This is a genomic window from Shimwellia blattae DSM 4481 = NBRC 105725 (genome assembly GCF_000262305.1).
GTDB lineage: Bacteria > Pseudomonadota > Gammaproteobacteria > Enterobacterales > Enterobacteriaceae > Shimwellia > Shimwellia blattae.
This window is the reverse complement of record NC_017910.1, coordinates 3044118-3056995: the sequence shown is the minus strand read 5'-3', so window position 1 is coordinate 3056995 and position 12878 is coordinate 3044118. Positions and strand designations below refer to the sequence as shown.

Below are 12878 nucleotides of genomic sequence, written 5' to 3'. Positions count from 1 at the left end.
TGGCCCGCCTGAGAACCTGTCTATATGGAATACAACATGGAAAACGCTGCACTGTTTACCCCGTTAACCCTCGGGGAGTTTACCCTGAAAAACCGCATTGCCCTCCCGCCGCTGACCCGTTCACGCAGCAGCCAGCCGGGCAATATCGCCAGCGATCTGATGGCGGAATATTATGCCCAGCGCAGCAGCGCCGGGTTTATGGTCAGCGAAGGCACCCAGATAGAGCCCCGTGGTCAGGGCTATGCCTGGACCCCGGGCATCTACACGCCGCAGCAGATTGCCGGCTGGAAAAAAGTGACCGACCGGGTGCATCAGCAGGGCGGGGTTATCTTTGCCCAGCTGTGGCATGTGGGGCGGGTTTCCCACACCTCGCTTCAGCCTGGCGAACAGGCACCGGTGGCACCCTCTGCCATTGCGGCGACCAACGTGAAAGTGTTTATTGAGACCGGGCCAGGCACCGGTGCACTGGCTGAGCCGTCTGCGCCACGCGCCCTGACAACAGACGAAGTGCGGGAGCTGGTCACCCTGTATGCCACCGCTGCCCGTAACGCGATGGCGGCCGGGTTCGACGGGGTGGAGCTGCACGCGGCCAACGGGTATCTGATTAATCAGTTTATGTCGGTGCACACCAACCAGCGCGATGATCTCTACGGCGGCTCGCTGGATAACCGCCTGCGCTTCCTGCGTGAAGTGACCCGGGCGGTGGTTGATGTGGTCGGGAAATCGCGGGTCGGGGTGCGTTTTGCACCGCTGTTTGAAAGCACCGGCGAAGACCGGGTGTATCTGGGGCTGGTGGAGCCGGATCCGTTTACCACTTACATTGAAGCGGCAAAACAGCTTAACCAGCTGGGGATCGCCTATTTATCCATTGCCGAGGCCGACTGGGATAATGCACCGGATCTGCCCCATGCATTTTGCCAGGCGCTGCGCGAAACCTTCCGCGGTGTGCTGATGTATGCCGGGAAATATACTGCAGAGAAAGCAAACCGGATGCTGGACGCCGGGCTCGGGGATCTGTTTGGTTTCGGGCGTACGTTTATTGCCAACCCGGATCTCCCGGCGCGCATTGCCCACAACTGGCCGCTGAACCCGGCCGATCGCAATACGTTATTCGGCGGTGGCGCTGCCGGGTATACGGACTACCCGCAATACAGCGGGAAGTGATCACGGGCGGGCGGCGGTTGTCGCCCGCATTGACTTTTCCTGGCGCTCTCCCTAATGTACAGCCTGATACCACTGCCGTAGCCTGCCGATGCCGCTAAATACTGACGAAATACTGAAAGCTATCTCCAACCCGACCCGCCGGGAAATTCTGCACTGGCTGCGTGATCCTGCCGGGAATTTTGCCGGGTATCCGCATCTGCTGGATCCGCAGCAGGACGGGGTGTGCGCCAGTTTTATTCAGGATAAAACCGCGCTCTCTCAGCCCACGATTTCATCGCACCTCAGTAAACTACAAAAAGCCGGTCTGCTGACCAGTAAAAAGGTCGCCACCTGGACATACTACAAGCGCAATGAGCCGCTGATTGCCCGCTTTCTGGCTGAGCTGGAGCGCGCACTGTAACGCCCCCTTTCTGAATATAGATCTTCAGGGCAATGGCCCTGTTTTTCTGATCATTAAAAACCACGCTAATTAACAATATTGCAAATTAATGTTACGCTTGCGCAATATTATCCCGCCGTATCAGCACACAATAATCTGATTTATCCGGGTTAAAAAATAAACTGCGCGATTCAGGCCCCGGTGACTTGATCACGGGCCATAAAAAGCGCATAGTTCAGTGGCTTTAACTTCATTTTATCCAATTATTAATTCCATATGCCATTATATTATAAAATGCTGGTCTTCTATGCTGTCATGGCGGTTATATTTACTATAATTACCTGGTTTTTGACAAAAGAGACTCTGGCAATCCGGCTACTGGCGGCATTCCTGGTGGGGGCCACCTGGCCTTTCAGCTTTCCGGTCGCATTATTATTTTCGTTATTCTGAAATAAAGCGATATTTCCCGACGCCAGAAGACCCCGGGAAAATAATGGTTTTGTTTATGGTTTATTGCATTTGCGCGGCAAACAGGCGGCCTTTACCGCTGGGAGTATCGAAGTGGTTATGTTTATACAGATACCGGGTGCCTGAATGATCAAGCGTCGGGCATGGCCACTGAATATGACCCATTTTCCCCATTTTTTCGTACGTCACGCCGTAAAATAGCGGGCACAGCTCGCGTATTTCATCCCAGATCTGCCGGGCATTGTCGTAGTGCATCGGGTAGCCCATTTCGGTGGCGAGCAGGCTGATTATCTCCCAGTCCCGTTTCACATTCCCCGCCGGTTTCGTGGCCTGTTCAAAGCGCCGGAAGCCGCGATCCGCGCAGGTCAATACCCCCTCTTGTTCAGCCCGGGACATGGCCGGGAGCAGTACATCCGCCATGGCGGCGGTTTGGGTCATTGCCGTCTCCTGCACCACCAGGAAATCCAGCGCACTGAGCCCCTGGCCGTCCGCTCCGCTGTGAAGGGGGGTGTCACCCATGATGTACCCGGCTTTTATTTTGCCTTCCAGCATCAGGCGGGGCACTTCGGTAATTCGGGGGCCGGGCTGGTCATCCATCTGTTGCGGGTCAATCTGCCAGGCGTGGGCGAATTTGGCGCGAACCGCCGGGTCACTCACGGGCTGGTAGCCGGGGAACTGATCGGGCAGTGCCCCCATATCACAGGCGCCCTGCAGGTTATTCTGGCTGTGCACCGGCCCGACGCCGACGCTTTCCCGCCCCAGGTTCCCGGTCAGCAGGGCGAGGGTGACCAGCCCTTTAACCACATCCAGTGCCTGACCAGACCGGGTGACACCCGTTCCCCACATAATGGTGGCCGAGGGGGCCGCCGCAAAGGTGCGCATGGCCTGGCGAACCCGGGCTGCGGGTAACCCGGTCAGGTGTTCTGTGGCCTCCGGCGCATAGTCTTTTACTATCTCCCGGTAGGCGTCCAGCCCTTCGGTGTAGCGGGTGACGTAGGCTTTGTCGTAGAGCTCCTCTTCCAGCAGTACGTAGCCGAAGGCGTTAACCAGCGCCATGTTACCGCCGTGGCTGAGCGGCAGGTGCAGATCGGCGATGCGCTCGGTTTCAGCGCAGCGCGCATCACAGAGGATAATTCTGGCGCCGTTTTGCCACGCCCGGATAACCCGGCGGGCGACAACCGGGTGGGCGGCGGCACAGTCGTAGCCAAACATCAGCAGACATGTTGAGTTTTCGATGTCGTTAATCGCGTTGCTCATGACCCCGTTGCCCAGCGTGTCCCGGAGCCCGGTCGCTGATGGCCCGTGGCCCGCCCGGGCAGCACAGTCGATGTTATTGGTGCACAGCACGGCGCGGGCAAATTTCTGCATCAGGAAGTGGGTTTCATTGCCGCTCTCCCGGGAGGCGGTGGCCGCCATAATGGCGTGGGGGCCATACTGGTTTTTGATCTCATTCAGCCGCCGGGCGGTGTAGCGAATGGCCTCTTCCCAGGTGACCGGGGTGAATTTGCCGCCTTTTTGGTAGCGGATCATTGGCTGGGTCAGGCGCGGGGCCGGGGTAAGAAAATCCCGGCCATTGTCGGCAACAAGGCTGAGCCTGCACTCCGTACCGCAGTACGGGCAAACACGGGTGATTTTTTTCATCAATAACAGACCTGTTAAAAGTGAAATATAACGATCACGATGTGAGCATATTGTGAACCGGCAGCGTGGCTGCGGCCTGCAAGGTTAAGCATAAACCGTGCCAGAAAAAAGGCCCGTACCGGCGGGGCGGGGGGCGGCCGTGCGCCATGCTGACAGTGACATCGACAGATGTGACGATGACGACGGCGAGAAATTGTGCATTAAGTGGCTGAGATTTAGCAAAAATAGCCAACCGGAATGCGCTTTAGCCCCAGTGGACCATAATAGTGACACACGTGAATACAGGAGGATGCCAGGATGGCAAAAATTAATGTGCACTATGCCAGTTTCCCGTTTTCGGAAATTAATGTGTTTGATGGTGTGCTGAGTATTAAAACCCGTATGTTCCAGCTGCTGGGGGAGACGGTCACCCCGGCGCAGTTCTGCCGACTGGAGGTCGCCTCCGCCGAGCGGGTTAACCAGATTTGCGGTGAGCACGGACGCTCCATAGCCGGGGAGATCCTCACCCATAAACTGGAGGCCCTGGCGGGGAGTATTGTGACCGGGCTGAGCTATGAAACCCTGTTTGCCCTGACCCTGCACGACGGGCGCACCCTGATTGGCACGGTGGAAACCTACGCCTGGTATGAGATGGTTGAAGAGATGGAGCGCCTGGCCGGGGAGCGGGAGAGGGCAGCCCTCAGCAGGGCAGGCAGTGCCGGGCGCAGCCGGAAGTCCGGGGAGTATTCGCGCAATGAAGAAGCCTTTGATGCGCTGGTCCGCCGGGTTAATGCTGCCCGCCATGCGGGCAGCCTCAGTGATCCGGACGGCTTCTGACTGGCGCCGTTATTCACCGCTTCCGGCGTAGATATCAAAGCTGAAATAGCGGGCGGCCAGCTTCTGGTAAGTGCCGTCGGCAAGCAGCGCGCTGATGGCGTCGTTTAACTGCTGGCGCAGCGTGTCGTCACCTTTACGCACCGCAATGGCCGCACCGGCGCCAAATATCAGGGGATCCTGAAGAGGCTCCCCCACAAAATCGAACGCCGCCCCCTGGGGCTGGCGCAGCAGATTGTAGTCCGCCACGACCCCCGCCAGAATCGCCCCGTCCAGACGCCCGGCGACCAGATCGAGGATCACCGCCTGGGAGCCCTGGTAAGGCACCACCGTGATGCCGGATTTCTGGTAGTGTTTGCGGGCCCAGCTCTCCTGGCTTGAGCCCTGCTCAACGCCGATAGTTTTACCGCGCAACTGGGCGGGCTGATTCCCCGGAAGGGTGCCTTTTTTCGCCACCAGGAAGATGGGCGGATTGTATATTTTTTGCGTGAAATCAACCTGTTTCTGGCGCTCTGTGGTGATATTCATCGCTGAGAGGATGGCGTCGAACTTGCGGGCGTTCAGGGCGGGGATAATGCCGTCAAAACTGTTCGGGACCCAGACACAGCGGGTTTTGAGATAGGCGCAAATGGCGTTCCCGAGGTCAATATCAAACCCGACCAGATTCCCCTGGGGATCCCGCGATTCATAGGGGGCAAAACCGGGTTCAACCCCGAAGCGCAGGGGAGGGACATCTGCACTCCGGGCTGTGGCAGACAGCGCCAGCAGTGCCAGCGGTAACAGGTACTTTTTCATAATAACTCCCTGATTATTGGCAATAACGTTCCACCAGACGGACAAAAAATGACGCGCCGGTGGAGATAATATTGTCGTTAAAGTCGTACCCCGGATTGTGGAGCGGCAGGCCCTGCTCACCGTTACCGAGTAGAAAATAGCAGCCCGGGCGTTGCTCCAGCATAAAGGCGAAATCTTCACTGCCGGTGCAGGCGGCTACGGTGTCAGACGGATTGTGGCCAAAGCAGGTTTGCGCCACCTCGCGGGCAAACGCCGTTTCCCGTGGGGGATTGGTCAGCACCGGGTAGCTGTCGTAAACGCTCACCTCACTGCGGGCCCCGTAACTGCGGGCGGTGAGTTCGGCCAGGTCGCGAATGCGCGACAGCAGCAGCGTGCGAATGTCGGGTTTCATGGCGCGCACGGTCAGCTCCAGTACCGCACTCTGTGGGATAACGTTTGAGGCGATACCGGCACTGAGCCTCCCGACGCTGACAATGGCCGTTTCGCCCGGGGGCACATTACGGGAGACGATGCTCTGCAGCCCCATAATCAGCGCCGCGCTGGCAACCACCGGATCCACGGTTTTATCCGGTTGGGCGCCATGCCCGCCGCGCCCGTGCAGGGTGATGCTGACCGTATCGGCAGAGGCCATAAAGTGGCCGGTATAAAAACCAAACTGGCCTGCCGCCAGGCCCGGCATATTGTGCAGGGCGAATACCGCATCGCAGGGAAAGCGCTCAAAGAGCCCTTCGTTAATCATCATGCTGGCGCCGCCGGTGGCCTCTTCGGCGGGCTGGAAAATCAGCTGTACCGTGCCGTTAAACCGGCAGGCCTCTGAGGCGAGATAGCGGGCCGCCGCCAGCAGAATGGTGGTGTGCCCGTCATGGCCGCAGGCGTGCATCTTCCCGGGGGTATGGCTGGCCCAGGGCAGGCCGGTGGTTTCGGTGATGGGCAGGGCGTCCATATCTGCCCGCAGGCCAATGGACTTCCCGCCGCGGCCTTTTGTCAGGGTGCCAACCACACCGGTTCTGGCAAGGCCAGTGGTGACCTGATAGCCCCAGGCGGATAAATAGCGGGCCACCAGCTTGCTGGTTTCATCTTCTTCAAGGCTTAATTCCGGGTGGCGGTGTAAATGATGGCGGATCGCTATCATTTCGTCTTCATAATTTTTAATGGCAGGAATGATGTATTCGCTCATAGGGGCTCTTAATAATTAGCTGACGGCAGAAGCGTGAGGGGAAAAATATAAACGGATATGGCGCTGGCCTGTATCGTAAAAATATCGACTTATCAGCCGCCCGCCACAGAACAGACGCGGGTTTCCTGATACCGGGCCGAGAGGATATTTTGCGGGATTTAATTTATATGTCTGACTAAATAACCCCACCAGCAGGACGTTATTATTCTTTTTTTCTCCACCGGGCCGAAATAAACCGCCGACATGGATTTCTTATTATTGTCACAATAATGCAAATCGTTATCGTTCTCATATTCGCGATGCGCAGTATCGTGCTGTGTGCCGCATCACAATGGTCAGAACAATAAGGATCCGCCATGAAAATCACACCTGCCGCCGGGAAGTATGCCCTCTGGGGCGTTGCAGCCAGTACGGCTTTTGCTGTACTGGCTGAAGAGTACCGGCGCCCCGTAAACCGGGCACCCCAGGAACTCCACCAGGATGAGATAACCGTATATGCCCCGCCCCGGCGGGATAAACCCGACAACCGCTTTAGCATCAGCGCCGGTGATATGACCCGCAATGGCAGCCAGGATTTCGGCTCGGTCATGCGCTATCAGCCGCTGATCAGCGCAACCGGTGTGCCGGGTGGCTCCAGTAACGGCAGAAGCGGCTTTGATCGCGGTGGCTATACCGGCTACAACATTCGCGGCCTGGAAAGTAACCGGGTGGGCATTGATATTGATGATATTCCCCAGCCCGCCGCCACCGGGCGTAGCTACGCAGGGCGCGCCGGGCTGAACACCTTCGGGATCGGCCGGGATTATATTGATCCCTGGCTGTATGGCCGGGTGGATATTCAGTCGGGGGCGGTGTCGGTTGATACGACAAACCTCGCCCTGGGGGGCGCGGTCTCTTTCCGGCCCAAAAGCGCCGATGACTACCTCTACCCCGGGAAAACGGACTATTTTTCCGGGATTAGTGGGTTTGATAGCACCGATCGTAGCTGGCATAACGGGGTGACTGCGGCGGCTGGTCGTGAGGAACTCAGCGGGATCCTGGTATACAGCCGCCGTGACGGCCAGCAGGCGCGTAGCCACCGGGATACCCTTGCCGCCTACCCGGCGAACTGGCACTCCGATGCGCTGCTGCTCTCCGGAAGCTGGCAGGCCAACGCCGCCCACCGCATCACGGCCGGGGTGGATTATTATCACCGGGCCAGACATACCCGCTACGATACCTGGAGCCCGCTGCGCCAGGATGTGATGAACGGCACAGCCCGCCAGAACAGCCAGACCCGGCGCTGGGGGTTAAGCCTGCGGGATGAGTGGCACCCCCGGAGCGGACCGGTGGATAGCCTGATTTCAAAGGTGTTTTATCAGCATACTGAATCCCACGACAATACCCGCCTGCCGGGGATCTTTGGCGGCGAGCAGACCGTATTTTCTGACTACAATACCGACACCGTGGGCGGGCAAAGCACGCTGGCCATGCAGCTCGGGCGCCACACTCTTCGCGCCGGAATCAATGCCAGTATGGTAAAGACCGCCCGCCCGTTTACCCAGTCCCCGGCGCTGTCGGTTTTTGACCATCTGATGCAGCCGGAGGCCGACAGCCGCAGCCTGATGCTGGGCGCTTTTGCCGAAGACCGGATAGACCTGGCGCCGCATGTGCCGGGGGCCGCGCTGATCCCTGGGGTGCGGGTGGCGTATCAGCAGACGTCGCCGCGTAACGCGGCGGTCCTGGCCCGGGGGAGTGCGCTGATTAACGGTAGCGATATTGAACGGCTGTATGGTGATGTCCGGGATACCCGGTTATTGCCCGCCTTAACGCTGGAGTACGCGCTGTCGCCCGGTTTGCTGACCTGGCTGCAGTATCGCCGCAGCGCGCAGTTCCCGGGGGCCAGCCAGTTGTATGGCTCCTGGAACCTGGGCTCCGGCTATGCGGGCCCGCGCCAGTATGCGCTGATCGGTAATCAGGGCTGAAAACGGAAACCGGCAACAACCTGGAATGGGGGCTCCGTGGGGAGGCGGCCCCGGGTCTGGTGCTGCGCGGCTCGCTCTATTACAGCCAGTACCGGGATTTTATCGCCTCTACCCGCTACCAGCGCCGTGCCGATCCGGCCCGGTTTCGCCGGGTGCCGGGCAATATTCATATTATCTACCAGGCAGAGAACCGCGACAGGGCATACCTCTACGGGGCGGAGATGAGCGCCCGGCTGGACTACGGGGTCTGGTCTGAAACCCTGAGCGGGCTGAACACGACACTGGCGCTGGGCTACGCGGCGGGTAAATCCAAATCCCGCTATCCGGGGGACAGCTACCGGGCGCTGGACAGTGTACCGCCGCTGAAAGCGGTGGCGGGTATCGGGTGGGACGGGCCGGAGAAGCGCTACGGCCTGGCGCTGACGGGAACCTTTGTTCAGGGGAAGCGGGCTCAGGCTACCCGCCGTGAGTCTTATGCCAATACCGGGGCGCCGCTTGGCGGGGCAGGTGAGCGCTATATGCGGATTTCAGGATATGGAGTGCTGGACGGGAGCGGCTACTGGCAGGCGGCTAAGCAGGTGACGCTGCGCGCCGGGGTCTATAACCTGACGGACCGCAAATACCGGGACTATTTATCCAGCCGCAATATTACTGAAAGCACCCGGCAGGATGCCTGGCAAAGAGCCCTGGCGGTGATGCCCGGGCGTACCTGGCAGATGGGTGTCACTGTCGAATTCTGAGCCGGAAAGTGACGGCAGATGCCATTAGCACCGTGCTAATGGCATGGCCAGGAGGGCAAACTATGGCGACACGTCAGCGCCGGGCGGGGCGCAAAAATACCACCCCAACCCCCCATGATCTGGCTTTCCGGTTATTTCTGGCGGATCCCGCAACGGCGAAGGATTTTATGCAGTTGCACCTGCCCCCGGAATTGCAGGCGGTATGCGATTTTGACACGATGACGCTGGAATCCGGCAGTTTTGTGGAAGAACAGTTGCGGCCCTATTTTAGTGATGTACTGTACAGTCTGAAAACGAGCGCCGGTGACGGGTATCTTCATGTCTTAATCGAGCACCAGAGCAGCCCGGACACCAATATGGCATTTCGGCTGCTGCGGTATGCCGTGGCGGCAATGCAGCGCCACCTTGATGCCGGGCATAAGCAATTACCGCTGGTTATTCCGGTTTTATTCTATGCGGGAAAGCGCAGGCCGTACCCGTATTCCACCCGCTGGCTTGATAATATCGCGCTGCCGGGGCTGGCGAAGAAGCTGTATACGGAAGGCTTCCCGCTGGTGGATGTGACAATTATTCCTGATGATACCATCATGGGTCACCGCAGTATGGCCGCCCTGACGCTACTGCAAAAGCATATTCACCGCCGGGAACTGGCAGAGCTGCTGGATAGGCTGGTGGTGATCCTGCTGGCAGAACCACTGAGCGAACAACAACTGGTCGCCCTGATAAACTATATGTTACAGGCCGGGGAGACATCAGACGCCCGCAGGTTTGTTCAGGAACTGGCGCAGCGCGTGCCACAACATGAGGATAAACTGATGACGATAGCACAACAGCTCAAACAGGAAGGGATAGCGCGCGGTATCGAACAGGGGATCGCGCAGGGCATTGAGCAAGGCATAGAAAAAGGCATTGAGAAAGGGCGCACGGAGGCGAAACTCGCCGTGGCCCGTAAGATGCTGCGTAACGGTTTTTCCCCGGATATCGTAATGGAGATGACCGGCTTGTCTGCGGCTGAGCTGGCGAGTATTCATCACTGAGACTGAGCCTGCCGCAGAAACAAAAAACACCGGCCTGGCCGGTGTTTTTGCGTATTACATGGCGCGGGTAAAGATCGCGACGATATCGGCGTGGCTGCCCTGTACCGGGTTCGTGATACTGCAGGCGTCTTTCAGCGCGTTGGTCGCCAGTGTATCGAAGTCCTCTGCCTTAACTCCCAGCTCACTCAGGCCTGCCGGGATAGCCACATCGCGGGCCAGCTCAACAATGGCGGCGATACAGGCGCTGGCGCCTTGCTGGTCGTCCATGGCGCTGACATCAACCCCCATGGCCGCGGCGATATCTTTCAGGCGGCCTGCACAGGCCCGGGCGTTATATTGCTGTACGTGTGGCAGCAATACCGCGTTGCACACCCCGTGAGGCAGGTTATAGAACCCACCCAGCTGGTGCGCCATGGCGTGTACATAGCCAAGAGAAGCGTTATTAAACGCCATACCGGCCATAAATTCTGCATAAGCCATCGCCTCGCGGGCGGCGACATTATCCCCCTGGTTAACGGCCGTGCGCAGGTTTTCGCTGATCATGGTGACCGCTTTCAGGGCACAGGCGTCGGTAATCGGCGTGGCGGCACTGGAAACATATGCCTCAATGGCGTGGGTGAGCGCATCCATACCGGTGGCGGCGGTGAGCCCTTTGGGCATGCCCATCATCAGCGCCGGATCGTTTACTGACATCAGCGGGGTGACGTTTTTATCGACAATCGCCATTTTAATGTGGCGGTCCGGATCGGTAATAATGCAGAAGCGGGTCATCTCAGAGGCGGTACCGGCAGTGGTATTAATACTGATCAGCGGCAGCTGAGGTTTGGCTGAGCGATCCACCCCTTCATAATCGCGGATATCACCGCCGTTCGTTGCCAGCAGGGCAACGCCTTTGGCGCAGTCGTGAGGGGAGCCGCCGCCAAGAGAGATAACGCAATCGCAATTGTGCTGTTTCAGTAGCGCCAGACCTTCGCTGACATTGCGGGTGGTCGGGTTCGGGTTGGTGCCATCATAGACCACGCTTTTTACCCCGACAGTGCCCAGCAGCGACTGGATTTTCGCAACCACGCCGATTTTATTCAGCATCGCATCGGTAATAATCAGCGCGGTTTTAAAGCCATGGCTCTTAATTGCTTCAGCCGCTTCGTCCAGGCTGCCATTGCCCATCATATTGATTGTCGGGATATAAAATGTTGCCATAATTTATTATCTCATCTAATTAATCGCTTCAGCGAAAATATAGGCTTTTCCACTTCCGGCGCAAGAAATTTCTGGTGTTCGATTGTGCTGTAAAATTGATGAAAATGTTATTTACAAGTAACTTGTATAATAGAATCAACGAGTTTACGGTTAGTGTTGTTGATTAATTGGCCTGTTCAGGCAGTTTTCTGGTGATATTTTATTCAGTAGAATGAATATGTTATACCAGTGTCTATTTGCGAAAAATCAGATCCCGGACAGGTGTTGTGCGAATTATAAACAGGGCCACCGGGAAGGATCTGTGGTGGCGCTTATATATTGCCGTTATTTAGCCGCAGGTTTATTTGACCGATTATTTCGCCCCACTTGCAATGGGGTATATGGCTTGTGCTATTGCCGCTATACGGCTAAGCAAATGCAATAATGTTGTTTAAGAAAACACCATCGGCCTGGTTATCTTTTTGTGACCAAACATAAGGAGAACCACCAATGCGATTTTTATTGCGTAGCAGTGCTGTTGCCGTGTTACTGAGCCTTTCTGGCGCCGCGCTGGCGGAAAAACCGGACCAGGTGACGATTGGCTATCAGAAGGCGAATGTGCTGGCGCTGGTCAAGAGCCGGGGAACCCTTGATGAGAGCTTTAAAAAGCAGGGCATTGCCGTGCGCTGGGTGGAGTTTCCCGCCGGGCCACAGATGCTGGAAGGGCTGAATGTGGGCAGTATCGATCTGGCCGCAACCGGGGATGCGCCGCCGGTCTTTGCCCAGGCCGCCCGGGCGGATCTGGTCTATCTGGCGCACTCACCGGCCAGCCCGAAGTCAGAAGCCATCGTGGTGGCGCAGGATTCGCCCATCCACAGCGTGGCGGATCTTAAAGGCAAGCGGGTCGGGCTGAATAAAGGGTCAGATGTCAATTATCTGCTGGTGGCGGCGCTGGAGAAAGCCGGCCTGAGCTACAAAGATATTAAACCGGTCTATCTCCCGCCGGCAGATGCCCGGGCCGCCTTCCAGCGGGGGGCTATCGACGTCTGGGTTATCTGGGATCCGTTCCTCTCAGAGGTGGAAACCCGCGCCGGTGCCCGCCAGATAAGCGACGCGACCGGCCTGGTGCCGCACTACAGTTTTTATCTTGCCAGCCGTAAATTTGCCGATACCTATCCGGACACGGCGCTGAGCGTGGTCAGTGAGCTGGCGGCGGTGAGCCAGTGGGCAAACCAGAACCGGGACGAGGCCGCCGGGCTGTTGTCCAAATCTACCGGGCTGGACCCGGCTATCTGGCGCAAGGCGGTATCCCGTACCGAATATGGCGCACAGCGCATGACGCCGGAGATTTTCGCCCAGCAGCAGGCGCTGGCCGATACGTTCACCCGTATTGGTTTAATACCGGTCAAGGTGGATGTGCGCAGCGCCACCTGGACGCAGGATCAGGCTGCGGGAAAATAGTGGTATTGCCGGGTATGTTTGCCGCCGTCACTGGCGGCATTTTTTATGGTGGTTTCAGCA

Annotated in this window: 9 protein-coding genes and 2 pseudogenes; 7 read left to right on the top strand and 4 right to left on the bottom strand. The window is 57.9% G+C overall.

The window, feature by feature from the left end; translation table 11 throughout:
- The first annotated feature begins 36 nt into the window (after positions 1 to 36).
- The 3 genes from EBL_RS14350 to EBL_RS20100 all read left to right on the top strand — a co-directional run bounded on the left by EBL_RS14350 (position 37) and on the right by EBL_RS20100 (position 1993).
- Positions 37 to 1164: an alkene reductase gene (locus tag EBL_RS14350; protein WP_174270560.1), complete on the top strand. Its 1128-nt coding sequence runs from the start codon at positions 37 to 39 to the stop codon at positions 1162 to 1164.
- Between the two features lie 88 nt (positions 1165 to 1252).
- A complete protein-coding gene (locus tag EBL_RS14345) occupies positions 1253 to 1564 on the top strand; it encodes an ArsR/SmtB family transcription factor (RefSeq protein WP_002442985.1) in 312 nt (103 codons plus the stop codon).
- A 255-nt stretch (positions 1565 to 1819) separates the two neighbouring features.
- Complete coding sequence (locus tag EBL_RS20100) at positions 1820 to 1993, top strand: GhoT/OrtT family toxin (protein WP_002442988.1); 174 nt, start codon at positions 1820 to 1822, stop codon at positions 1991 to 1993.
- Between the two features lie 72 nt (positions 1994 to 2065).
- Here EBL_RS20100 and EBL_RS14340 read toward each other — a convergent pair.
- Positions 2066 to 3652 (bottom strand): annotated as a pseudogene (locus EBL_RS14340) (molybdopterin oxidoreductase family protein); the annotation flags it as partial.
- A 297-nt stretch (positions 3653 to 3949) separates the two neighbouring features.
- Here EBL_RS14340 and EBL_RS14335 point away from each other — a divergent pair.
- Entirely contained in the window at positions 3950 to 4468 is a 519-nt protein-coding gene (locus tag EBL_RS14335; protein ID WP_002442992.1) for a hypothetical protein, read from the top strand.
- 9 nt (positions 4469 to 4477) lie between these two features.
- On the opposite strand, the gene EBL_RS14330 is transcribed toward EBL_RS14335, so the two are convergent.
- Both EBL_RS14330 and EBL_RS14325 read right to left on the bottom strand, forming a co-directional pair.
- Positions 4478 to 5260: a transporter substrate-binding domain-containing protein gene (locus EBL_RS14330; protein WP_002442994.1), complete on the bottom strand. Its 783-nt coding sequence runs from the start codon at positions 5258 to 5260 to the stop codon at positions 4478 to 4480.
- Positions 5261 to 5273: 13 nt separating this feature from the next.
- Positions 5274 to 6437 (bottom strand): M20 aminoacylase family protein, encoded by a 1164-nt coding sequence (locus EBL_RS14325; protein WP_002442996.1) that lies wholly within the window; start codon positions 6435 to 6437, stop codon positions 5274 to 5276.
- A gap of 356 nt (positions 6438 to 6793) precedes the next feature.
- Here EBL_RS14325 and EBL_RS20095 point away from each other — a divergent pair.
- Together EBL_RS20095 and EBL_RS14315 are read left to right on the top strand one after the other, a co-directional pair.
- Positions 6794 to 9141, top strand: a pseudogene (locus EBL_RS20095) (TonB-dependent receptor domain-containing protein).
- Positions 9142 to 9203: 62 nt separating this feature from the next.
- Positions 9204 to 10178 (top strand): Rpn family recombination-promoting nuclease/putative transposase, encoded by a 975-nt coding sequence (locus EBL_RS14315; RefSeq protein WP_002443001.1) that lies wholly within the window; start codon positions 9204 to 9206, stop codon positions 10176 to 10178.
- A 54-nt stretch (positions 10179 to 10232) separates the two neighbouring features.
- Here the strand turns inward: EBL_RS14315 and yiaY are convergent, their stop codons facing one another.
- The gene (gene yiaY / locus EBL_RS14310) at positions 10233 to 11378 is read right to left on the bottom strand and encodes an L-threonine dehydrogenase (RefSeq protein ID WP_002443004.1); all 1146 of its coding nucleotides are present in this window, start codon (positions 11376 to 11378) and stop codon (positions 10233 to 10235) included.
- A 489-nt stretch (positions 11379 to 11867) separates the two neighbouring features.
- Between yiaY and EBL_RS14305 the strand changes: the two genes are divergently transcribed.
- Positions 11868 to 12818, top strand: a complete 951-nt coding sequence (locus EBL_RS14305) for a sulfonate ABC transporter substrate-binding protein (protein ID WP_002443006.1) — start codon at positions 11868 to 11870, stop codon at positions 12816 to 12818.
- Positions 12819 to 12878: the final 60 nt, after the last annotated feature.

Bases quoted from the DNA above. Each gene is read 5' to 3' on its own strand.
- yiaY (WP_002443004.1), bottom strand. From the start codon at position 11,378: ATGGCAACATTTTATATCCCGACAATCAATATGATGGGCAATGGCAGC.
- EBL_RS20100 (WP_002442988.1), top strand. From the start codon at position 1,820: ATGCCATTATATTATAAAATGCTGGTCTTCTATGCTGTCATGGCGGTT.
- EBL_RS14330 (WP_002442994.1), bottom strand. From the start codon at position 5,260: ATGAAAAAGTACCTGTTACCGCTGGCACTGCTGGCGCTGTCTGCCACA.
- EBL_RS14315 (WP_002443001.1), top strand. From the start codon at position 9,204: ATGGCGACACGTCAGCGCCGGGCGGGGCGCAAAAATACCACCCCAACC.
- EBL_RS14305 (WP_002443006.1), top strand. From the start codon at position 11,868: ATGCGATTTTTATTGCGTAGCAGTGCTGTTGCCGTGTTACTGAGCCTT.
- EBL_RS14350 (WP_174270560.1), top strand. From the start codon at position 37: ATGGAAAACGCTGCACTGTTTACCCCGTTAACCCTCGGGGAGTTTACC.
- EBL_RS14325 (WP_002442996.1), bottom strand. From the start codon at position 6,437: ATGAGCGAATACATCATTCCTGCCATTAAAAATTATGAAGACGAAATG.
- EBL_RS14345 (WP_002442985.1), top strand. From the start codon at position 1,253: ATGCCGCTAAATACTGACGAAATACTGAAAGCTATCTCCAACCCGACC.
- EBL_RS14335 (WP_002442992.1), top strand. From the start codon at position 3,950: ATGGCAAAAATTAATGTGCACTATGCCAGTTTCCCGTTTTCGGAAATT.